This is a genomic window from Kribbella sp. NPDC026596, from assembly GCF_040638415.1.
GTDB lineage: Bacteria > Actinomycetota > Actinomycetes > Propionibacteriales > Kribbellaceae > Kribbella.
Map to the genome: position 1 here is coordinate 1 of NZ_JBEZYF010000036.1, position 20,443 is coordinate 20,443.

Below are 20,443 nucleotides of genomic sequence, written 5' to 3' on the forward strand. Positions count from 1 at the left end.
GCCCTGATCCGTGACCGTGGCGAGCAGTTCGGCCACGTAGCCGTAGACATCCGCCTTGGCCGTCCGGTGCCGGATCGCCTTGTTGGACAGGGCTGTAGCGCCTTCGCGGTAGAGGTACGCGTCGGCGTTCTGGTTGACGAACGGCTCGATCGCGACGCCGAGCTCACGGCAGTAGTCCAGCGTCACGTGGTGCTGCGGAAGACGGCCCGGGCCGGCGTTCATGTACTGGCCGGGCGAGAACGTCGCCCGCTGGGTGTTTCCGGCCAGATCGGTCTCCACGGTGCCGCCGCGGACCGTCCAGTTGCGGCCACCGGGCCGGTTGCGGGCCTCCAGCAGGGTGACCTTGTAGCCGGCCTTGAGCAGTTCGTACGCCGAAGTCAGGCCGGAGATCCCGGCGCCGAGGACGACGACGTGCTTGGTGCCGCGGCCGTTCAGCTCGACCCGCGACGGGGCGGCGTACGCGGGCGTCTCAGCGACGCCCGTGAGGCCGAGCGCCGACATCGTGGAGTACAGCACACCGGCTCCACCGGTGATACCGACCTGTTGCAGGAACTGACGTCTGGTCTGCGCCATGCCTTCTCCTCACTGGACAACGGGGTAGCTGACCAGAAAGGTAAGGACTTGATGTTTTCGGACTGTGTCCGGGCGGTGACGAACTGAGACCGGTACTGACAGGTATGTTTCGGGCTAACGAACCTGTTGGAGCTGAGCCCGTAGCACCTTGACGACAGGGGCGATTTCCGCGTAAACGCCAGGAAAACCGGGCTCGGCGCAACCCTTGCCCCAGGAGACCAGGCCGAGCAGGCGGCCGTTGAGGACCAACGGGCCGCCGGAGTCGCCTTGGCAGGTGTCGGCGGTGCCGTCGAGGTAGCCGGCGCAGATGTTCGAGGCGGCGGCGTACCCGTTGGCGACGTACTCCTTGTTGGCCAGGCAGGTGGCGTCGCCGAGGTCCGGGACGGCGAGCTTCTGCAGCGTGTCCTCGGGACCGGTGCCGTCGGTGTCGCCCCAGCCGTAGACCGTCGGTACGACGCCCCGCCGGTCGGCCTTGGGGTTCGTCTCCAGCCCGAGCACCGGGACATCGGTGAACGGCTTCGACAGCGTCAGTACGGCGAAGTCGTTGTGGCTGTCGTTCGTGCTGTACCCGGGATGGATCCACACCTTGCTGATCCCGGACACCTGTCCGGTGCTGTCATCCGTCAGATCGGCCCGCCCCTGGATAGCGGCGTACGTCGACGCGGGCTTGATCATGCAGTGCGCCGCAGTGACGAGCTTGTCCGGCCTCACCAGGACCGCGCCACACCACCGCCCGGTCGGTCGGGCGGACTGCGTGTTCGTCAGCACCACCGCCCACGGCGCCTCGGTCACACTCGCCAGCGTCCCCCCGACGACGAGCGGCTTCTCCGAGATCGTGGACGCGGAGACCGACCCCGCCGTGACCAGTAGGAGAACACCGGCGAGAAGCGTGGCGCGTTTCAGCATCGACTACTCCAAGTGAGACCTTGATTGCCTTAGGTAAAGTCCCACACCGAGCAGGATGGTCCACACGCCCCACGCCGTGCTCCCGAGCAGTCCGGCCGCGTCCCACACCGGGAAGTCCGGTACGGCGGTCGACAGGATGTCGCCCTGGTTGGCCAGATAGAGGACGCCCGCCACCAAGCCCGCCCAGCCGATCCACCGCGGCAGTACGGAGGTCCGCAGGATGAACACGCTGACCCCGACGCTCCAGGCGATCCCGAGCAACTCGCCCAGGTGTTCGCCGATCAGTGCGCCGCCGTACTGATGCTGCGCGGTCCACGCGGCCGCGACCCCTGTGTCGCCCGCGGCGTGAGCGCGAGCCAGCGGCGGTACGACGAAAACCCAGCGCAGGAAGCCGATCAGCGACAACAGTACGGAAGTCGCGCCGAGCACGGTGGCGATCCGCAACAGCGTAGAGCTCTCCCGATTGATTGCTCTAGGCAACATCAGGATCGGGATCGCCAGCAACCCGTAGGTCCACGCGACGGCGAACCAGGTCCAGGTCAGGCTGGTCCCGCCGTCGGTGTACTCGGTCAGCACCTTGTCGGCCGGCTCGCGCAGGATGTCCGGCCAGTCGAAGGTCGCGGACAGGACGGACGCGGCGATGGCGAAGCTGACCGCCGCGACGATGAACAGAACTCCAGTGGTACGGCGCATGTCCCCTCCCAAGAAATTGTACGGCGTACAGAATTAGTGTGCACCTAATCCTGTACGCTGTCCAGAGTTAAGGAGGTACGCATGGCGACGAGAGGCCGGCCCGGACCACGCCGGACGTTGACCGAGGACGACCTGCTGGACGCGGCGCTGCGGCTCCTGGATGAGACCGGGCAGGCGTCGATCCGGGGGATCGCGGCTCAGGTCGGCGTCGCGCCGAACGCGGTCTACACCTATTTCCCGGACAAGGCCGCGGTGATCCGCGGGCTGGTGGAGAAGCTGCTCGGCGAGGCCGGCACGGGCGCCTTCGCCGACGAGAGCCGGCCGTGGCGGGACCGGATCGAGGCGCTGGCGATCGAGCTGCGTGAGCAACTGGTCGCGCATCCGGGCGCCGCCGCGTTGCTGCTGAGTGGCCCGATGGACGGTCCGCGGACGACGGCCCTGAACGAGCGCCTGCTCGAGCTGTTCAGCGGTGCCGGACTGGACCCGGCCGACGCCGCCCGGTCGACGTACCTCTTGATCACCTACGTCCTGGGCGCGATCGCCCTCGAGGTCGCCGACGAGACCGACCCCGGCCCGCTACCGCCCGAGGCGGACCGCGTTGCCCGGCGCCGGGCCGCCTTCGACCAGATCCCGCCGGACGTCTTCCCCCGCTCGGCCGCCGCCGCGCCGACGATGTCCCGCTACGTCACCACCGACCAGTACCTCTGGGGTCTCCACCGCCTCCTCGACGGCATCACCCCACGGTGAAAACAAAGTGGTCACCCCGGCCACGCATGCCGGGGTGACCACGTCGAGTGCTCAGGCTCGGTAGGCGGTCCACATGTTGCTCATGCGGGTGCTCTGGCCTGGCGTGAACTGGTTGTAGCAAGTGTCGTAGGAGTAATCCATGTAGTTGTGGATCGGGTCAAGACCAGGCAACGAGCAGGAGTCGCGCCCGGTGGGACAGCCGTTGGTGGAGCTGCTCTGCGCCGGGGTGTCGGACACCTCGTCGTTCGTGCTCGTGCAGCCACCCTGGAAGGTGTGGTAGAGCCCCAGCCAGTGCCCGGCCTCGTGGGTCGCGGTCTCACCGAGGTTGTAGTTGGCGATCCCGCCGCCCGGCAGCGAGTCGTAGTGCACCCGGATGCCGTCGATCCCCGGGCTGCGGTCGTAGTCCCACGGGAAGGTCGCGATGCCGAGGTAGGCGAAGTCGACCAGCCAGATGTTCAGGGCGTTCGCGCCGCCCTTGCGGGTCTGCTTGCGGTAGGTGCTGCTCTGCTTGTCCTTGTGCCAATTGCTGTTGTTGAACCGGTCGACACCGGCCAGCGTGAAGGTGAAGCCGGTGTTCGCCGCCTCCGACGACTCCTGACCGGCGTACGTTTTGTTCAGTACGGCGATCTGCTGCGAGATCTGGGTGTCGGTGACGTCACCGTTCCCGGCCGCGTCACGCATCACGTGCACGTAGACGGGGACGCTCGCGGCGGCCAGCGCACCCTTAGGTACGGCGATCCCGCGCGCGGCCTTGGCCTTCAGTAGCTGGGCCGTGCGGGCTTCGATCGCCTTCTGCTCGGCGACCGTGATGTCCCGGGTGTCCGGGCCGTGACCGCCCTTGGCGGCGGCGCCGGCCGGTGGCACGAAACAGTCAGCCGCCGGCAGTCGGTCCGCCGGCACCCGGGCCGAAGCCTGGCCACCGAGCGGAGTGAACAACAGCGCCGAGCTGGCCAGCAGGACTGCCGCGGCGCGTGGACGGGTGATGAAAGATCGCATAGCTGCGCTCCTCCGGGTCGGGCCGCTGGGCGGGCGGCCGGTTGCCCGGCATCCTCGGCAAGAAGTTCCTGCCCAGGAAGCGGTCGGCGCACGGTCTAGGGAAATCCTTCGGTGCTCGCGGGCGCCTGCAGACTTCCGTAGCGTTCCATCCTTTGCCAGCGCAGCCGGGTGCCGGCGAGTGCGGTGAACACGGACTGGATGACCACCAGGTACATCAGCTGCCGGTAGACGAACTGCTGCAGCGGCAGCGTCCACAACGGCCCGGCCCGTTCACCGTCCAGGCGGAACGCGTACAGGCCCATGCCCAACTGCACGACCATGAAGCCGAGCCAGACCAGCAGCACCCGCACCGGGTCGAGGAACACCAGGCCGTAGATCGAGAACACGTCGACCACGGGCGCGAGCAGCGGCAGGAGCACCTGGAAGAGCATCAGGTAGGTCAGCCCGCGCCGACCGAGCTTCCCGGCCTGGCCGCGCTGCACCCAGGCACCCCGGTGCTTCCACATCGCCTGAATCGTGCCGTAGCACCAGCGGTACCGCTGCCGCCACAGTGCATCGAGCGACGCCGGAGCCTCCGTCCACGCCACTGCGCGCTCCTCGAAGACCACGCGCCACCCGTCCCGGCACAACGCCATCGTCAGATCGGTGTCCTCCGCGAGCGTCACGTCGCTCAGTCCACCGATCCGTTCCAGCGCCGTACGACGGAACGCGCCGACCGCACCCGGCACGGTGGGCATGCACTCGGCCAGGTCGAACAGCCGCCGGTCCAGGTTGAACCCGATCACGTACTCGATGTGCTGCCAGCGACCCAGCAGCCCGCCGCGGTTGCCCACCTTGGCGTTGCCGGAGACCGCACCGACGGCCGGATGCCCGAACGGCTGGATGAGCATCCGGACGGCGTCCGGCTCGAACACCGTGTCCCCGTCGACCATCACGATCAGCTCGAACCGGGCGGCCTGCAGACCGGTGTTGAGCGCGATTGGTTTGCCGGCGTTGGCCTGCCGGATGACCCGGACTCCGGGGATTCGCAGTGACTCGACGAGGTCCGCCGTACCGTCGGTCGAACCGTCGTCGACCACGATCACCTCGAGCGGATGGTCCGAGGCCACCAGGGATCTGATCGCGGCCTCGATCCCCGCGCTCTCGTTGTACGCGGGGACGATCACACTGACCGGCTCGGTCACCGGCGGTCCGTACAACCAGTCCCGCATCCGGGCATGACGCCGCGCCGCGATCAGCGTGGTGATCGCCCGCAACACGGCCAGGGCCCCGGCGGCGTACAGCAGCCAGGTGAGGAGCTTCAGGATGCCGTCGCTGATCCGCATCGCCCAGATCATCGTGAGACCGCGGCCTCGGTCCATCAGGCCGGCCTTCCGCGTCGGGTCCGGCAGGCCGACGGCGTCGCTGACGGTGGCGAACCGGAATCCGCGGGCCTTCAGCCTCGGGACGAGTTTGGACAGCGCCTCAACGGTCTCGCTGCGGTCACCACCGGCGTCGTGCATCAGCAGCACCTGTCCGGCCCTGCTGCGCGGCATCGAGTTGGCGATGATCTGCGTCGTGCCCGGCCGGCGCCAGTCCTCGCTGTCCTGGCTGTTCAGCACGGTCAGGTAGCCGGCCTTGCGGGTGGCCTCGATGGTCTCCCAGTCGCGGTCGGTCAGTTCGGACGGCACCGACGAGTACGGCGGCCGGAGCAGCGTCGTGGTGACGCCGGTCGCACCGGCCAGGATCGACTGGCTCTGTCGCAGCTCGAGGTCCCGGCGCCAGCCCGCCGCGGTGGTCAGGTTCGCGTGCGTGAAGGTGTGCACCGCGATTTGGTGGCCTTCAGCAACGATCCGGCGGGCCAGGTCCGGGTGTTCGGCGACGGCGGTGCCGACGACGAAGAAGGTCGCGTGCACGTGCTCGGCCTTCAGTAAGTCGAGGATCTTGGGAGTCCAGACCGGATCCGGTCCATCGTCGAAGGTGAGCGCGATGGTCCGGGGCTTCGGTGACACCGACCTCGGCTGTCCCTGGCCGGCGTCGATGACCGGCCCACCCTTGACGATCGACGGCGGCGCTCCGCCGAGCTTGCCGGGTGACCTGACCGCGCCGTCGGGCTCCGCGCCGAACATGTGATGCGTGTAGCCGTTCAGGAGCAGCATGCTCGACAGACAGACGAGCAACATGGTCAGGACGACCCAATGGGTGCGGAGCGGGACCGGCTTGGCGCGTCGTGCGACCGGCCGGCTCACGGCTTGCCGGGCGTCTTCGTCTGGCCGGGAGGCGTCGTGGGCTTGTTGCCGCTGTGTGCGGTCGTCGTCAGTGCCGGCGTCGGTGTCAAGGTCGGCACTGCCGTCGGGTTGCCGGGCGGCACGCTGGGTGAGCCGGTGGTGTGGGTCGTCGGGGCGACAGTCGGCGTCACTGGGACACCCGGAGTCGAGGGGACGCCCGGGGACGTCAGAACGGTCGGGGTAGTCGAGGGCGTGCTCCCCGGCGTGTCCGACGGCGTGCTGCTCGGCTCGCTCGACCCGTCAGGGCCCGGAGTTGATTCGATCGTTTGAATGGCGGCCGGTGGTGGAGTAATCTGCGGCCGATGCTTGGGCTTCGTGGCTGTCTCGGGTAGCGGGACCAGCGGGGTGTCCAGGCGAGGACCGCCGAGCAGACTGCTGGTCATCAGGATCAGGTAGCCGACAAACGGTATGGCGAGGAACGCGCCGGCCTTGCGCAGAGCACGACGGCGTTGCCCGGTCGAGTCGAGGAAGACAGGTCGCCGGGCGGAAGGCGATTTCACAAGGCCAAGACTCTACTCGTTACCCACGGGTCACGGCAGTCACTTACCGAAGTACCTCGGAGCGTAGTGAATCGGCCACGGACCGGGGTTAATTCTCGGCAGCAAAGTACCCCGCCATACCTCCTTCGGGGGTGGGGGTGGCTACTGTCATCTGGTGCAGAAATGGCCTGGCCGTCCTTATCCTCTCGGCGCCACCTTCGACGGTGCCGGGACGAACTTCGCGGTGTTCTCGGAGGTTGCGGAACGAGTAGATCTGGCGCTGATCGACGAAGACGGGGATGAGCAGCTGGTCCAGCTGACCGAGGTGGACGGGTTCGTCTGGCACGCGTTCCTGCCGGCGGTGCAGCCGGGACAGCGGTACGGGTTCCGGGTGCATGGGCCGTACAACCCGGCCGGGGGAGATCGGTGCAACCCGTCCAAGCTGCTGCTGGATCCTTACGCGAAAGCGATCGACGGCCAGATCGACGGGGACGAGTCGCTGTTCAGCTACCGGTTCGCCAAGCCCGACGAGCTGAACACGATGGACAACCGCGAGCACACCATGCTCTCGGTGGTGACGAACCCGTTCTTCGACTGGGGCAACGACCGCCCGCCGGGGCACGCGTACCACGAGACGGTGATCTACGAGGCGCATGTGAAGGGCCTGACCAAGACCCACCCGGCGCTGCCGGAGGACATCCGCGGCACGTACGCCGGGATCGGGCACCCGGCCATCATCGACCACCTCAAAGAGCTCGGGGTGTCCGCGATCGAGCTGATGCCGATCCACCAGTTCGCCCAGGACGGTCACCTGCAGGAGCTCGGCCTGAAGAACTACTGGGGTTACAACACGATCGGCTTCTTCGCGCCGCACAACGACTACGCCGCCGGCGGGACCCGCGGTCAGCAGGTGACCGAGTTCAAGACCATGGTGAAGGCGCTGCACGAGGCCGACATCGAGGTGATCCTCGACGTGGTCTACAACCACACCGCCGAGGGCAACGAGTTCGGCCCGACGTTGTCGTTCAAGGGCATCGACAACGCGGCGTACTACCGCCTGGTCGACCAGGACAGGTCGCACTACTACGACACCACCGGCACCGGGAACAGCCTGCTGATGCGGCACCCGCACGTGCTGCAGCTGATCATGGACTCGCTGCGCTACTGGGTCACCGAGATGCACGTCGACGGGTTCCGGTTCGACCTGGCGGCCACCCTGGCCCGGCAGTTCCACGAGGTCGACCGGCTGTCGGCGTTCTTCGACCTGGTCCAGCAGGACCCGGTGGTGAGCCAGGTGAAGCTGATCGCCGAGCCGTGGGACGTCGGCGACGGCGGCTACCAGGTGGGGAACTTCCCACCGCTGTGGACCGAGTGGAACGGGAAGTTCCGCGACACCGTGCGGGACTACTGGCGCGGCGAGAAGTACACGCTGGCCGAGTTCGCGTCCCGGCTGACCGGTTCGTCCGATCTGTACCAGGACGACAGCCGCCGGCCGCTGGCCAGCATCAACTTCATCACCGCGCACGACGGCTTCACGCTGCGCGACCTGGTCTCCTACAACGACAAGCACAACGAGGCGAACGGCGAGGGCGGCAAGGACGGCGAGAGCCACAACCGCTCGTGGAACTGCGGCGCCGAGGGCGCGACCGACGACCCTGAGGTGCTGCGGCTGCGGGCCAGGCAGCAGCGCAACTTCCTCACCACACTGCTGATCTCGCAAGGCGTGCCGATGGTTGCCCACGGCGACGAGCTCGGCCGGACGCAGAGCGGCAACAACAACGTCTACTGCCAGGACAACGAGATCTCCTGGGTCGACTGGCAACTGACCGACTCGCAGAAGGATCTGCTCGCCTTCACCCAGGCCGTGGTCAAGCTGCGCAACAACCATCCGGTGCTGCGCCGCCGCCGCTTCTTCCACGGCGACACCGGCGTCGACGGACTCGGCGACCTGGTCTGGTTCACGCCGAAGGGCACCGAGATGCAGAACGGTGACTGGCAGCGCGACGACGCCCGCGCGATCGCGGTCTTCCTGAACGGCGACGCGATCTCCGAGCCGGACCCGCGCGGCGAGCCCGTGGTCGACGACTCGTTCCTGATCCTGCTGAACAGCGACCACGAGCCGGTCGACTTCCTCCTCCCGCCCAAGGAGTACGGCGAGGAGTGGACCGTGGTCGTGGACACGACGACCGCCCAGGGAACCGCGACCGACGAGCCGCATGCCGCCGGGAGCACAGTGCGGCTGGAGTCCCGCAGCACCCTCGTCCTGACCCGGGCGCGGGCGGCCGGATGACCGGGGTCCCGCAGGCCACATATCGGTTGCAGTTGCGCGCCGAGTTCGGTTTCGACGACGCCGCGGCAGTAGTTCCGTACTTGCACGGCCTCGGGATCTCCCACGCCTACCTGTCCCCGATCCTCCAGGCCGCGCCCGGTTCCACCCACGGGTACGACGTGGTGGACCACAGCCGCCTTTCCGAACCGGCCGGCGGTCGCCCTGCGTTCGATCGGCTCGCGACACGGCTGGCCGACCATCTCATGGGGGCCGTAGCGGACGTCGTACCCAACCACGTGGCCGTGCCGACACCGGCGCGGCTCAACACGGCGCTCTGGTCGGTGCTGCGGGACGGTCCGGGTTCGCCGTACGCCGAGTGGTTCGACGTGGACTGGGGTTCGGGGAACCAGCCGTTGTTGATGGCGGTGCTCGGTCAGCGGATCGGGAGGGTGCTGGCGGACGGCGAGCTGTCGGTCGAGGGCGACGTACTGCGGTATTACGACCACGAGTACCCACTCCGGCCGGGCACCGAGAACCTGCCGATCGCGGAGCTGGTGACCGAGCAGTGGTACCGCCTCGCGCACTGGCGGGTCGCTGACGAGGAACTGAACTACCGGCGCTTCTTCGATGTGGACACCCTCGCCGCGGTGCGCGTGGAGACGCAGGAGGTCTTCGATGCCACGCACGAGCTGCTGCTGGAGCTTCTGCACGAGGGCAAGCTCAACGGCTTCCGCATCGACCATCCGGACGGCCTGGCCGACCCGCGTGGCTATCTGCGGCGTCTGGCCGAGCGCACCGCCGGTGCCTGGGTTGTGGTCGAGAAGATCCTCGAAGGTGACGAAGAGCTGCCGAGTGACTGGCCCTGCGCCGGCACCACCGGGTACGACGCTCTCCTCCGCGTCGGGGGTCTGTTCGTGGACCCCGCCGGGGCCGCACCGCTGGCGGCCTTGCACTCCGAGCTGTCTGGCGCCCCCGCCGACTTCAGCCCGGTGGTGGAAGAGGCGAAACGGGAGGTGGTCAGGCAAGGGCAGTACGCCGAGGTCCATCGACTCGTCGAGCTCCTCGCGCACATCTGCCAGGAGGACGTTCGGCTGCGTGACCACACCCGGCGTGCGTTCCACGAGGTGGTCGTCGAGCTGCTCGTCCACTTCGACGTCTACCGCGCGTACGTCGTACCCGGTGAGCAGCCGTCCGCGAGGGCGATGCACGCGTTGGAGCGGGCCGCCGCGAAGGCTCGGGAGAACCTCGATGAGGACCGGCAGGAAACGCTGGACGTCGTACTGCACCTGCTGCTCGGCCAGGAGACCGGGACCGCGAGCCGGATCGACGAGCACGCGCGGCACGAGCTGATCGTGCGGTTCCAGCAGACCTGTGGACCCGTTATGGCGAAGGGCGTCGAGGACACCGCGTTCTACCGGTGGTTCCGGCTCACGTCGTTGAACGAGGTCGGTGGGGACCCGGAGCACTTCGGTGTGACACCGGAGGAGTTCCACGCCTTCGCGGCCCGGCTGAACCAGCACTGGCCGAAGACGATGACCACGCTGTCCACTCACGACACCAAGCGGTCCGAGGACGTGCGTGCGCGGCTCGGTGTGCTGTCGGAGCAGCCCGCGGCCTGGTCCGAGGCGGTCCGCGAGTGGCGGCGGTTGTCGGAGGATCACCGGAGTCCGGTGCTGGACGGGAGTACGGAGTACCTGTTCTGGCAGACGCTCTTCGGCACCTGGGACGGCGGCCCGCTCTCCGAGGATCGCTTGCAGACCTATCTGCTCAAGGCGGTCCGCGAGGCCAAGCGCCACACCACGTGGACTTCGCCGGACGAGGAGTACGAGCAGGCCGTCGCCGCCTTCACTACGGCAGTTCTGAACGATGACGCCGTACTCGAGTCGGTACGACGCTTCGCCGCCAGACAGACCGAGTTCGTCCGGGCGGCCACGCTCGGCCAGAAGCTGGTCCAGCTCACGATGCCCGGCGTACCGGATGTCTACCAGGGCACGGAATTGGTCGACCTGTCGCTGGTGGACCCGGACAACCGGCGGCCAGTGGACTACCAGCACCGGATCCACCGGCTGCGCAGGCTGGACGACGGCGCCAAGCCGGACGACCTGTCCGACGAGAAGCTGCTCGTCACCTCGCGGGCGCTGCGCGTCCGCCGGCAGTACCCGGAGGCGTTCGCCGGTAGCTACGCCCCGCTCCCGACCTCCAACGGTCACGCGGTCGCCTTCGCCCGTGGCGACGCAGTCCTCACTGTGGCGACCAGACTGCCCGCGGCGCTGCACCGCCTCGGTGGCTGGGGTGACAGCACTGTGGTGTTGCCGAGTGGACAATGGAAGAACGTGTTGACCGGTCGCGAAGTGGGTAGTGGGGCTGCCCGGATCCACGAGCTCCTGGAAGATCTCCCAGTAGCTCTGCTCGTCAGGAGCTGAACCAGATGCACACGTTCTCGGTGTGGGCGCCCGCCGCGTCGTCGGTGGACCTGGTGCTGCGGGACGGCGTACTGCCGATGCGCTGGGCGGCCGACGGCTGGTGGAAGCGGGAGGTGGTCGAGGCGCGCCACGGCACCGACTACGCGTTCTCCGTCGACGGCGGCGAGCCACTGCCTGATCCACGCAGTGCCTGGCAGGCCGACGGCGTTCATGGCTTCAGTCGAGTGTTCGAGGCGGACCGCTTCACGTGGACGGACGAAGACTGGATGGGCCGGGATGTGCGCGGCTCGGTGTTCTACGAGCTGCACATCGGGACGTTCACCCCGGAAGGCACGCTGGACGCGGCCGCGGAGCACCTGGATTATCTGGCGCTGCTAGGCGTCGAGGTCATCTCACTGCTGCCGGTCGCTGCGTTCCCAGGCCGCCACGGCTGGGGGTACGACGGTGTCCATCTGTACGCCGTCCACGAGCCCTATGGCGGCCCGGAAGCACTACAGCGGTTCGTCAACCACTGTCACGACGCCGGACTGGCCGTGTGTCTCGACGTCGTCTACAACCACCTCGGTCCTAGTGGGAACCGCCTGGCCAGCTTCGGTCCGTACTTCACCGACAACCACACGACGCCATGGGGTCCGGCGGTCAACCTCGACGACACCGGCAGCACCGAGGTACGCCGGTGGATCTGTGACAACGCACTCCGGTGGTTCGACTCCTTCCATGTCGACGCTCTGCGGCTGGACGCCGTTCACGCGCTCGTCGACGACAGCCCGATGCATCTGCTCGCGCAGCTGTCGTTGGAGACCGCGGACCTGTCCACTGAGCTCGGCCGGCCGTTGGGTCTGGTGGCCGAGTCGGATCTCAACGAACCGCGCACGGTCGAACCGGTGGCCGAGGGCGGGCTCGGGATGACCGCGCAGTGGAGCGACGACTTCCACCATGCGCTGCACTCACTGCTGACCGGTGAGCGATTCGGGTACTACGTGGACTTCGGTGCGCCGGAGGTGTTCGCGAAGACCCTGACTCGCGTGTTCCTGCACGACGGGTCGTACTCGACCTTCCGCGGTGCGGACTGGGGCCGGCCGGTCAATCCGGCGAAGCATCACGGGACCGAGTTCCTCGCCTACACGTCGAACCACGACCAGATCGGCAACCGCGCCCTCGGTGACCGGCCCGCGCTCACACCCGGCCAGCTCGCGATCGGCGCCGCGCTCGTGGTCACCTCGCCGTACACACCAATGCTGTTCATGGGCGAGGAGTGGGGTGCCTCGACGCCGTGGCGGTTCTTCACCGACTTCGACGAGCCCGCGCTGGCCGAAGCGGTCCGGACCGGCCGGCGGCGCGAGTTCGCAGCGCACGGCTGGAACGCCGACGAGATTCCGGACCCGCAGGACCCCGAAACCTGGCGCAGTTCGGTGCTCGACTGGTCCGAGCTGGACGCGTCACCGCACCGGGAGTTGTGGGCGTGGTACCACCACCTGCTGACGTTCCGCGCCCGGATGCCGGAGCTGCGCAACGACGATCTGGGCTCGGTCGGCATCTCGTTCGATCCCGGCGGGGACTGGCTGGTCGTGGCCCGTGGCAGCCTCCGGGTGGTGGCGAACCTGGCGGCCCGCGAGGCCGTCGTACCGGTCGACGAGGCTCCGTCGTGGGTGGTGATGGCCTTCGGGGACGCGGACACGGTCACCGACGGTGTCCGGTTGCCAGCTCACGGCGTTGCGATCATTGCTGTCTGAGACTTTCCAAGGACGCACATTTCCGGCGGAATCCAACAGAACAAGGCGTTCGACCCTGTTGATCGATGGTGATTTCAGGAATCGCTTGTGTGACAGGGGTCTCGTGACGGACTGTGGATTGGCCAGCAGGGGACGGGGGGTTCGACGGGAGGAACTGGATGACAGTCGGAGGCGTCGACACTTACTACGACTACGAAGAGAAGCAGTGGAAGAGCCGGCGGCTGGGAGGCGGACCGATTCACCGCGGCCCCGTGTGCCCGGCTCCACGCACCGCTGACCTCTCGGTGCACGAGCCACCCCGCGAGCGCCATCCGGCCGCCCGCGAGCGCGACAAGTCCAAGACCGTCCTGACCTGAGACACCCGGTGGCAGGGCCCGCCAGACCAAGTCACCGCACTCAGCCGGTAGCACAGCGGCCGTCGTGCCGGAACCCGACGGCCGTTGCGGCATGCCCGCTGACCGGCCGGTAGGACAAGGGTGCGCAAAGACTGGCCGGGGTGCCGAGCGAGGTAGTTCCGGGGTCGCCTAGAGTGACTGCTGTCACCACCGGATCGGAAGGACCGCCGCGATGGCCGATGCAGACGAGCAGGTCACGGAGAACGCACCGTTCCCCGGGTTCGACGTGAGCAGGCCGAGTATCGCCCGCACGTACGACTACCTGCTCGGCGGCAAGGACAACTTCGCCATCGACCGGGCCTTCGGGGACAAGTTCATCAACGACCTGCCCGGCTCCCGGCAGATCGCCCCGGACAACCGCGGCGCGCTGGTCCGGGCGATCCGCGAGATCATCACCAGCACCCCGGTCCGGCAGTTCGTCGACCTGGGCAGCGGTCTGCCTACCGCGGACAACGTCCACCAGGTCGCCCAGCGGTACGCGCCCGAGGCGAAGGTCCTGTACGTCGACAACGACCCGATCGTGCTCGCCCACGGCCGAGCCCTGCTGGCGGAGAACGAGAACACCACCGTCCTCCAGGCCGACCTGCGCGACCCGAAGGCGATCTACGACAGCGAGGACGCGCGGCTGATCGACTTCGACCAGCCGGTCGCGGTCGTCTTCAGCGCCACGCTGCACCACGTCAACGACGACGAGGACCCGGCCGGCCTGGTCCGGTTCTGGTACGACCGGATCGCGTCCGGCAGCTACGTCTTCATCAGCCACTTCCGCAGCGAGAACGACCCGCGCAGCCAGGAGCTGGAGCAGGTCCTGCAGGGTTCCCTCGGCCGCGGCCGCTGGCGCACCGACGAGCAGATTCTCGCGCTCTTCGGCGACGGCTTCACCGTCCTCGACCCCGGCCTGGTGCCCGCGGTCAACTGGCGCAACCCCGACGCCCCCGAAGAACTCACCGACTGGCAACGCCTGATCGCCGCAGTCCTCGCCGTCAAGAACTGACCTTCAGCCGTAGAACGCTTCCCGGGTGAGGAAGGCGAACTGGGCTGTTTTCGTGGTGCCGTCCGGGTGGGTGATCTTGGCTGCCCGGCCGAGGGTGAAGCCGGTGCGATGGAAGCGGTCGATGGCTCGGGTGTTGCGGATGTCCGGTTCGACCACCAAGCGCGGATGCCCGAGGTGGCCGAAGATGAACTCAGCCAGTGCGCCGAGCAGTTGGCCGGTGAAGCCCGGCCGGCGCTCCCCGGGCGCGATCAGTAGGTGCAGCCCGAGGTCCCCGGCCTCGACGTCGTACGCCGCCCCCGCCGGATCCGCCTGCGGATCGTAGGTCTGCAACAGCGCCACCGGTACGTCGTCCAGTCGTACGACGTAAACGTGGTGCGTCGGCACCGAGTCCAGGAACCGGTACGTCGCGGCAACCTCGTCCCGAGACAGCTCACCCATTCCCCAGAACGTCGCCCGCTCGGCCGTCACCCACTCGTAGATGAGATCGAGGTCCCGCTCGGGATCGGACTCCTCGAGGTGAACCGTGCCGAGACCGTCGACCTCCGTGGTGAAGCTCCGATCCTCCCTAGTGAGTTCACCCCGGACCGGAGCCAGCGTTCCGCTCAACCACAACGGGAGCTGGTCGTGGTGATGAGCATCCCCGAGTACGCCGGACGCACCCAGCGGCACGACCCAGGCGCTGGCGGACCGATCGGCCAGGTCCCAGGCATAGCGGGCGGCGGAGGCGCGGATGCACACGTCGGTCAGACCGGGCAGGCTCGATGTCGACATGACGCAGTGGTGGTCTCCGGACAGGCCGAGATCGAACGGCTCCTCGTCCGCTGCGAAGACCGGACCCCGCAGCGCATGCAGCGGCGCCAGCTGATGGGTTTCACCCCATGGCGGCCGGGGCTTCCGGCCTGCGACCTCCTCGAGCGCCTCCCGCGTCAGCCAGCTCACATTGATGTCCGGGAGGTCCGCACTCAGCAGGTTCTCCACCGCGTACGAGACATGCGTGAGCGTGTCCATCCACGGCGCGAACAGCTCCGTGCACTCGGCGTTCTCGAGCACCATGAAGTGATCGGCCAGCCGGGACACGAGCGCCTTGCGGAGTGCGGCGTACGACGACGCCGTCGTACTCGCGGCGTCCATCCGGCGATCCCAGTCGAGCAACTCGGTGCGTAGGGCAACGGCTTCCGGAGACAGATCCGCCAAGCCGGCCAGGAGATCCAGGATCGAGCCCGCCGATCCGAGGAAGGTGTCGGTGTGGATCTCAGGCATCTCGCCGACCGACCAGTCGGACCGCGTGGCGATCAGGTCCCGGATCCGATGAGACCGATGCAAGGCCGCGAACTCCACGCCCAGCGGCGCCGCCAGCTCGCGCGCGTTCGCCATCACGGCCGGACCGTCGACGGTTGCCCGCGGCATCGGATCGTGCCAGCCGTCCCACTGGTGGTCCGCTTCCCAGGCCGGTACGACGCGGAGCCGGTTGTCGAGGTGACGCCGCGGGACCAGTCCGGCGGTCCGATGCAGCAGTCCGCCCGCGGTGTCGGCCGCGAGGATCACGTTGACCGGCTCCACCCAGATCTCCGCTGCCGCGTCGACGTCAGCGACAGTGGTTGCCTGAAGCAACTTAGGTAGCACCTCGAAACCCAGCCGGCCAGTCACTCGGGGCGGATACCGCAGGCTGATACCGTCCATGATCACCGGGCCGCGATCGGTCTCGATCACCTCGATCTCGATCGGATCCGCGCCGGCGACCTCGACCACCTCGGTGTGCCTGGTGCAGGACGTCCACCCGTCAGGCCCGAGGGCCTCGACACCGGACTCGGTCCGGCGGAGTTGTTCGGCGTACAGATCCTGGTAGTCGGACATCGCGTTGGTGATCGCCCAGGCGACCTTGCCGGTGTGGCCGAAGTGCGCGATCCCCGGGACCCCCGGGACGGCGAGGCCGAGGACGTCGTACTCCGGGCAGGTCAGCCGGATCTGCTGGTAGACACCGGGACTCTCGATGAAGCGATGGGGATCGCCCGCGACGATCGGCTGCCCCGAGGCGGTGTGCGATCCGGGGATCAGCCACCCATTGCTTCCGGCCGTCCGCGGACCCTCCGAGCTGAACAACTCGATGTTCTCGTCACCGAGGTGCTTGGCGACATGCGTCCGCCACAGCTTCGACGGGAACCCCGCGAACAGGACGTGGATCGCCAGCCAGATCCCGAGCGGCGTCCACGGCTCCCACTCCTGCAGCTTCAGCCCGGTCTCGGCGAACTCCGGGGCGCGCGCCGCCCCACCGGGGAGCCCGTGGTTGACACCTTCGACGTACGCCGTGATCCACTCGCGGGTCTCGTCGTCGAGCGCCTCGAAACAGCGCTGAGCCGTGTCCGCGAGGCGGGCCTGCCGGGCGAACACGTCCCAGCCGGCGGCTTCCGGACCGAGGAACGCCGCACTCGTCCCGAGGTACCGGCGGCGCTCGAGCTCGATCTGCCAGGCCCGGTCCCGGGCGGTGGTGACGCCTTGGAGATAGACGAGGGCAAGTGGGTCTCCGGCCTGCAGCTGCGGAACGCCGTACGCGTCCCGGAACACCCTCGCATTCACAACGGGCCCTCGTTTCAGTTAGGTTAGGCTGCGCTAACTTACAAAGCAGGAATCGTGGTCGCAAGGGCAATTGTCGCTGGAGGTGCGCAGTGGGGCATGGCTGGGAAGGCGTGGTGCTCAAGCTGTTCCGCGGGAAGGACTTCACCTGCACCGTGACGGGCGCCGAACAGGTCACCGAGCGCTACCGTCGGGTGCACTTCACCGACGGCGGACTGCTCGCGGCGATCGGTGTGCACCCGACCATGTGGGTGCGGTTGTGGTTCGACAACGCGGGCAAGCCGCACCAACGCGCGTACACGCTGGTCGATCCGGAGGCCGAGACCGGCACGTTCAGCCTGGAGTTCGCGCTGCACGACGGGTGCGCCAGCGACTGGTCCCGCAAGGCCCAGCCGGGCGACACGATCGAGGCGACCGTGCAGGGGACCGGCTTTGAGGTTCCGGATCCGCTGCCGCAGCGGATGCTGGTGATCGGCGACCCGGCCTCGTTGCCGGCGATCAACTCGCTGCTCGCGGTCGCGCCGAAGCTGCCGGCGACCATCTGGTTCAAGACCACGCACGACGGTGACCACGAGCTGCCGTTCCGCATCGACCCCGAGCGTCACGAGCTGCGTACCGTTCCGCGTCCCGAGCTGGTCGACACCCTCAAGGCCGATCTCTCCGAGCTCATCGGCCCGGACGCCTACGTGTGGATCGCCTGCGACACCGCGACCACCCGGGCGCTCACGGCGTACGTCGTGAAGGATCTCGCCGTACCGAAGAACCGGGTGAAGGCGCTCGGCTATTGGAGAGCAGCCTGACGTAGCCTGACGCGCGTGATCAGACCCCTCGACCTGACCGACCAGGCCCTCGCCGAGCGATTGTTGACAATCCAGCACGCCGCGTACGCCGTCGAGGCCGAGCTGATCGGGTTCGACGGGATCCCGCCGCTGCAGGAGGATCTGGCCGGCCTGATGGCGTCCACCGAGTATTGGCTCGGCCGGTATGACGGCGACACCTTGGTCGGCGCGGTCGCCTACGAACTCCCGGACAACGACACCGTCGACATCTCCCGCCTGATCGTCGACCCCGCGCACGCCCGTCGCGGCCACGGACGCGCCCTGCTCGACCACCTCGACCAGCTGGAACCGCGGCCGATCAGTGTCGTCTCCACCGGCTCGGCGAACACGCCGGCGGTCAGCCTCTACAAGTCCCGCGGCTACTCCGAGATCGGCCAGGTCGAGATCGCCGCCGGCATCCACATCGCGCAGTTCAGGCGCGTGTCCTGAGCTGCTCGAAGCCGTAGTACACCGCCAGCAGGAAGACGACCAGCAGCGTTGCCTGCGCGGAGATGAAGGACAGCCCGATGCAGGCCGCGTAGATCAAGGTGCCGATCGAGTACCTGAGCAGCGACCTCCGGACCTGCGCGTTCGTCATGTTGTGCTCGACCAGGTGCTTGCGCAGGACGTGCCACCAGATCAGGCTGAACGCGATCGCGGCCAGGGTCAGGTTGGTGCTGTAGACGGCCGCGGCGACGCTGGCGTTGATCGAGTCGTCTCTGAGGTGCTCGGCGAACAGACTGGTCGGGAACGGCAGCAACGTGGCCCACAGCAACAGCAACAGGTTCAGGAACATCAGCCCGCGGTCGGCGCGCTGGATCTGGCGGAACAGCGAGTGGTGGTTGACCCACATGACGCCGAGAATCGCGAAGCTGGTCAGATAGGCGGCGAACTGCGGCCACTCGTGCAGCAAGGCCGGCCACAGCCGTTGCCCCTCCTCGAGCTCGGGGTTGTGCAGTTCGAGGACCAGGAGGGTGATCGCGATCGCGAAGACGCCGTCACTGAAGGCTTCCAGGCGAGTGGTCTCGGCAAGGTCAGACTGGGTGCTCACGGCCACCCAGTCTGACCTAGCACCATCAGTCCGTCGACAGAGAAAGCGCTGTCCAGCTGATCGCCGGTAGCGTAATGGTCAGCTTGCCGTCGGCCAGCTGCGCCGATTCGAGCGGTTGCGGCGTGACCCGGTCCGGTTGGGTGGCCGAGTTGGTGGCGAGCGGGTCCGCGTCGTGGATGAGGACGGCCTCGTCGACGGTCGTGACGCCGGCCCGGCTGACGTCGATGGTGACCTCGATCGGGCCCTCGGTCGAGCGGTTGACGGCGAAGACCGTGAGCCGGCCCTCGTCGTACGTCGCGACCGCGTCGACTGCCGGGACCTCACCGTGCTTCGTGGTGCTGACAGTCGGCGAGTTCGTCCGCACCTGGAGGACCTGGCCGGCCGCGAGCCGGGAGGTGATCGCGAACGGGTGGAAGGTGGGCTGCCGCCAGGCGGGGCCGCCGGGCTCGGTCATGATCGGCGCGATCACGTTGGCCAGTTGTGCGAGGCAGGCGACCCCGACCCGGTCGCTGTGCCGCAGCAGGGAGATCAACAGGTTGCCCACGACAACGGCATCGGTGACGTTGTACTCGTCCTCGATCCGCCGCGGCGCGACCTCCCACTGGTCGCCCGGGCCGTCGGTCCGCCGGGACCGGTCGCGGTACCAGACGTTCCACTCGTCGAAGGAGATGCCGATCTTCTTGCGGCTCTTCAGTTCCGCACCGATGTGGTCCGCGGTCGCCACCACGGACTCGATGAAGCGGTCCATGTTCACCGCCGATGCGAGGAACGACGCGGTGTCGCCGTCGTCGTCGCCGTAGTAGGCGTGGCAGGAGATGTAGTCGACGAGGTCGTACGTCTCCCGCAGGACCTCTCGTTCCCAGGTGCCGAAGAGCGGCATCGCGGACGACGACGAGCCACACGCGACGAGCTCCAGGTCGGGCTCGATCATCCGCATCGCCCGCGCGGTCTCGGCCGCGAGCCGCCCGTATTCGGTGGGCGTCTTGTGGCCGACCTGCCACGGACCGTCCAGCTCGTTGCCCAGGCACCACAACTTGATCCCGTACGGCGATGCGCCGTGCTGCTCGCGCAGGTCGGACAACGCCGTACCGCCGGGGTGGTTCGCGTACTCCTGGAGGTCGAGCGCCTCCTGGACTCCGCGCGTACCGAGGTTGATCGCCATCATCGGCTCGACGCCGGCCTTGGCGCACCAGCGGATGAACTCGTCCAGGCCGAACTCGTTCGTCTCGATGCTGTGCCAGGCGAGGTCGAGCCGGCGCGGCCGTCCTTCGCGCGGGCCGACACCGTCCTCCCAGCGGTAGCCGGAGACGAAGTTGCCGCCCGGGTAGCGGACCACGGAGGCGCCGAGCTCCCGGGTCAGCTCGAGGACGTCCTTGCGGAAGCCGTCCTCGTCGGCGGTCGCGTGGCCGGGCTCGTAGATACCGGTGTACACACACCGGCCCATGTGCTCGACGAACGTTCCGAAGGTGCGGCGGTTCACGGGCGCGATCGTGAACGCGGGATCGATGGTCAGGGTGGCAGAGGGCAC

Annotated in this window: 17 protein-coding genes; 9 read left to right on the forward strand and 8 right to left on the reverse strand. The window is 68.1% G+C overall.

The window, feature by feature from the left end; translation table 11 throughout:
* The 3 genes from AB0E63_RS26945 to AB0E63_RS26955 form a co-directional block, all read right to left on the reverse strand.
* Positions 1 to 573: FAD-dependent oxidoreductase (locus AB0E63_RS26945; RefSeq protein ID WP_360371903.1), on the reverse strand; the 573-nt coding region annotated here is incomplete at its 3' end.
* 114 nt (positions 574 to 687) lie between these two features.
* Complete coding sequence (locus AB0E63_RS26950) at positions 688 to 1,479, reverse strand: serine protease (protein WP_360371906.1); 792 nt, start codon at positions 1,477 to 1,479, stop codon at positions 688 to 690.
* A gap of 3 nt (positions 1,480 to 1,482) precedes the next feature.
* Entirely contained in the window at positions 1,483 to 2,172 is a 690-nt protein-coding gene (locus AB0E63_RS26955) for a DUF4386 domain-containing protein (RefSeq protein WP_360371909.1), read from the reverse strand.
* 81 nt (positions 2,173 to 2,253) lie between these two features.
* Here AB0E63_RS26955 and AB0E63_RS26960 point away from each other — a divergent pair, with 81 nt between their 5' ends.
* Positions 2,254 to 2,919 carry a TetR/AcrR family transcriptional regulator C-terminal domain-containing protein gene (locus tag AB0E63_RS26960; protein WP_360371912.1) on the forward strand — a complete coding sequence of 222 codons (666 nt, stop codon included), beginning with the start codon at positions 2,254 to 2,256 and terminating at the stop codon, positions 2,917 to 2,919.
* Between the two features lie 51 nt (positions 2,920 to 2,970).
* On the opposite strand, the gene AB0E63_RS26965 is transcribed toward AB0E63_RS26960, so the two are convergent.
* Together AB0E63_RS26965 and AB0E63_RS26970 are read right to left on the reverse strand one after the other, a co-directional pair.
* A complete protein-coding gene (locus AB0E63_RS26965; RefSeq protein ID WP_360371915.1) occupies positions 2,971 to 3,915 on the reverse strand; it encodes a zinc metalloprotease in 945 nt (314 codons plus the stop codon).
* 95 nt (positions 3,916 to 4,010) lie between these two features.
* Complete coding sequence (locus tag AB0E63_RS26970) at positions 4,011 to 6,077, reverse strand: glycosyltransferase (protein WP_360371918.1); 2,067 nt, start codon at positions 6,075 to 6,077, stop codon at positions 4,011 to 4,013.
* Between the two features lie 15 nt (positions 6,078 to 6,092).
* Between AB0E63_RS26970 and AB0E63_RS26975 the strand changes: the two genes are divergently transcribed.
* The 6 genes from AB0E63_RS26975 (at position 6,093) to AB0E63_RS27000 (ending at position 14,475) form a co-directional block, all read left to right on the forward strand.
* Positions 6,093 to 6,452, forward strand: coding sequence for a hypothetical protein (locus tag AB0E63_RS26975; RefSeq protein WP_360371921.1), 360 nt, complete (start codon positions 6,093 to 6,095; stop codon positions 6,450 to 6,452).
* Between the two features lie 384 nt (positions 6,453 to 6,836).
* Positions 6,837 to 8,951, forward strand: coding sequence for a glycogen debranching protein GlgX (glgX, locus tag AB0E63_RS26980; protein ID WP_360371924.1), 2,115 nt, complete (start codon positions 6,837 to 6,839; stop codon positions 8,949 to 8,951).
* Positions 8,948 to 11,353: a malto-oligosyltrehalose synthase gene (gene treY, locus AB0E63_RS26985; RefSeq protein WP_360371927.1), complete on the forward strand. Its 2,406-nt coding sequence runs from the start codon at positions 8,948 to 8,950 to the stop codon at positions 11,351 to 11,353. Before glgX ends, treY begins: the two co-directional genes overlap by 4 nt.
* Positions 11,354 to 11,358: 5 nt before the next feature.
* A complete protein-coding gene (gene treZ, locus AB0E63_RS26990; RefSeq protein ID WP_360371930.1) occupies positions 11,359 to 13,086 on the forward strand; it encodes a malto-oligosyltrehalose trehalohydrolase in 1,728 nt (575 codons plus the stop codon).
* 158 nt (positions 13,087 to 13,244) lie between these two features.
* Positions 13,245 to 13,442, forward strand: a complete 198-nt coding sequence (locus tag AB0E63_RS26995) for a hypothetical protein (protein ID WP_360371933.1) — start codon at positions 13,245 to 13,247, stop codon at positions 13,440 to 13,442.
* A 211-nt stretch (positions 13,443 to 13,653) separates the two neighbouring features.
* The gene (locus AB0E63_RS27000; protein WP_360371936.1) at positions 13,654 to 14,475 is read left to right on the forward strand and encodes an SAM-dependent methyltransferase; all 822 of its coding nucleotides are present in this window, start codon (positions 13,654 to 13,656) and stop codon (positions 14,473 to 14,475) included.
* A gap of 3 nt (positions 14,476 to 14,478) precedes the next feature.
* Here the strand turns inward: AB0E63_RS27000 and AB0E63_RS27005 are convergent, their stop codons facing one another.
* Positions 14,479 to 17,049 carry a GNAT family N-acetyltransferase gene (locus AB0E63_RS27005; protein WP_360371939.1) on the reverse strand — a complete coding sequence of 857 codons (2,571 nt, stop codon included), beginning with the start codon at positions 17,047 to 17,049 and terminating at the stop codon, positions 14,479 to 14,481.
* An 89-nt stretch (positions 17,050 to 17,138) separates the two neighbouring features.
* On the opposite strand from AB0E63_RS27005, the gene AB0E63_RS27010 reads away from it, so the two are divergent.
* Positions 17,139 to 17,846, forward strand: a complete 708-nt coding sequence (locus AB0E63_RS27010; RefSeq protein ID WP_360371942.1) for a siderophore-interacting protein — start codon at positions 17,139 to 17,141, stop codon at positions 17,844 to 17,846.
* A gap of 15 nt (positions 17,847 to 17,861) precedes the next feature.
* A complete protein-coding gene (locus tag AB0E63_RS27015) occupies positions 17,862 to 18,314 on the forward strand; it encodes a GNAT family N-acetyltransferase (protein WP_360371945.1) in 453 nt (150 codons plus the stop codon).
* Here AB0E63_RS27015 and AB0E63_RS27020 read toward each other — a convergent pair.
* Complete coding sequence (locus tag AB0E63_RS27020; RefSeq protein ID WP_360371948.1) at positions 18,298 to 18,915, reverse strand: TMEM175 family protein; 618 nt, start codon at positions 18,913 to 18,915, stop codon at positions 18,298 to 18,300. The genes AB0E63_RS27015 and AB0E63_RS27020 overlap by 17 nt on opposite strands.
* Positions 18,916 to 18,940: 25 nt before the next feature.
* Complete coding sequence (locus AB0E63_RS27025; RefSeq protein WP_360371951.1) at positions 18,941 to 20,443, reverse strand: alpha-N-arabinofuranosidase; 1,503 nt, start codon at positions 20,441 to 20,443, stop codon at positions 18,941 to 18,943.

Coding starts and splice junctions, on each gene's coding strand:
- AB0E63_RS27000 (WP_360371936.1), top strand. CDS start 13,654: ATGGCCGATGCAGACGAGCAGGTCACGGAGAACGCACCGTTCCCCGGG.
- AB0E63_RS26955 (WP_360371909.1), bottom strand. CDS start 2,172: ATGCGCCGTACCACTGGAGTTCTGTTCATCGTCGCGGCGGTCAGCTTC.
- AB0E63_RS26995 (WP_360371933.1), top strand. CDS start 13,245: ATGACAGTCGGAGGCGTCGACACTTACTACGACTACGAAGAGAAGCAG.
- AB0E63_RS26965 (WP_360371915.1), bottom strand. CDS start 3,915: ATGCGATCTTTCATCACCCGTCCACGCGCCGCGGCAGTCCTGCTGGCC.
- AB0E63_RS26975 (WP_360371921.1), top strand. CDS start 6,093: ATGGGTGCGGAGCGGGACCGGCTTGGCGCGTCGTGCGACCGGCCGGCT.
- AB0E63_RS26960 (WP_360371912.1), top strand. CDS start 2,254: ATGGCGACGAGAGGCCGGCCCGGACCACGCCGGACGTTGACCGAGGAC.
- AB0E63_RS26970 (WP_360371918.1), bottom strand. CDS start 6,077: ATGTTGCTCGTCTGTCTGTCGAGCATGCTGCTCCTGAACGGCTACACG.
- AB0E63_RS26950 (WP_360371906.1), bottom strand. CDS start 1,479: ATGCTGAAACGCGCCACGCTTCTCGCCGGTGTTCTCCTACTGGTCACG.
- treY (WP_360371927.1), top strand. CDS start 8,948: ATGACCGGGGTCCCGCAGGCCACATATCGGTTGCAGTTGCGCGCCGAG.
- treZ (WP_360371930.1), top strand. CDS start 11,359: ATGCACACGTTCTCGGTGTGGGCGCCCGCCGCGTCGTCGGTGGACCTG.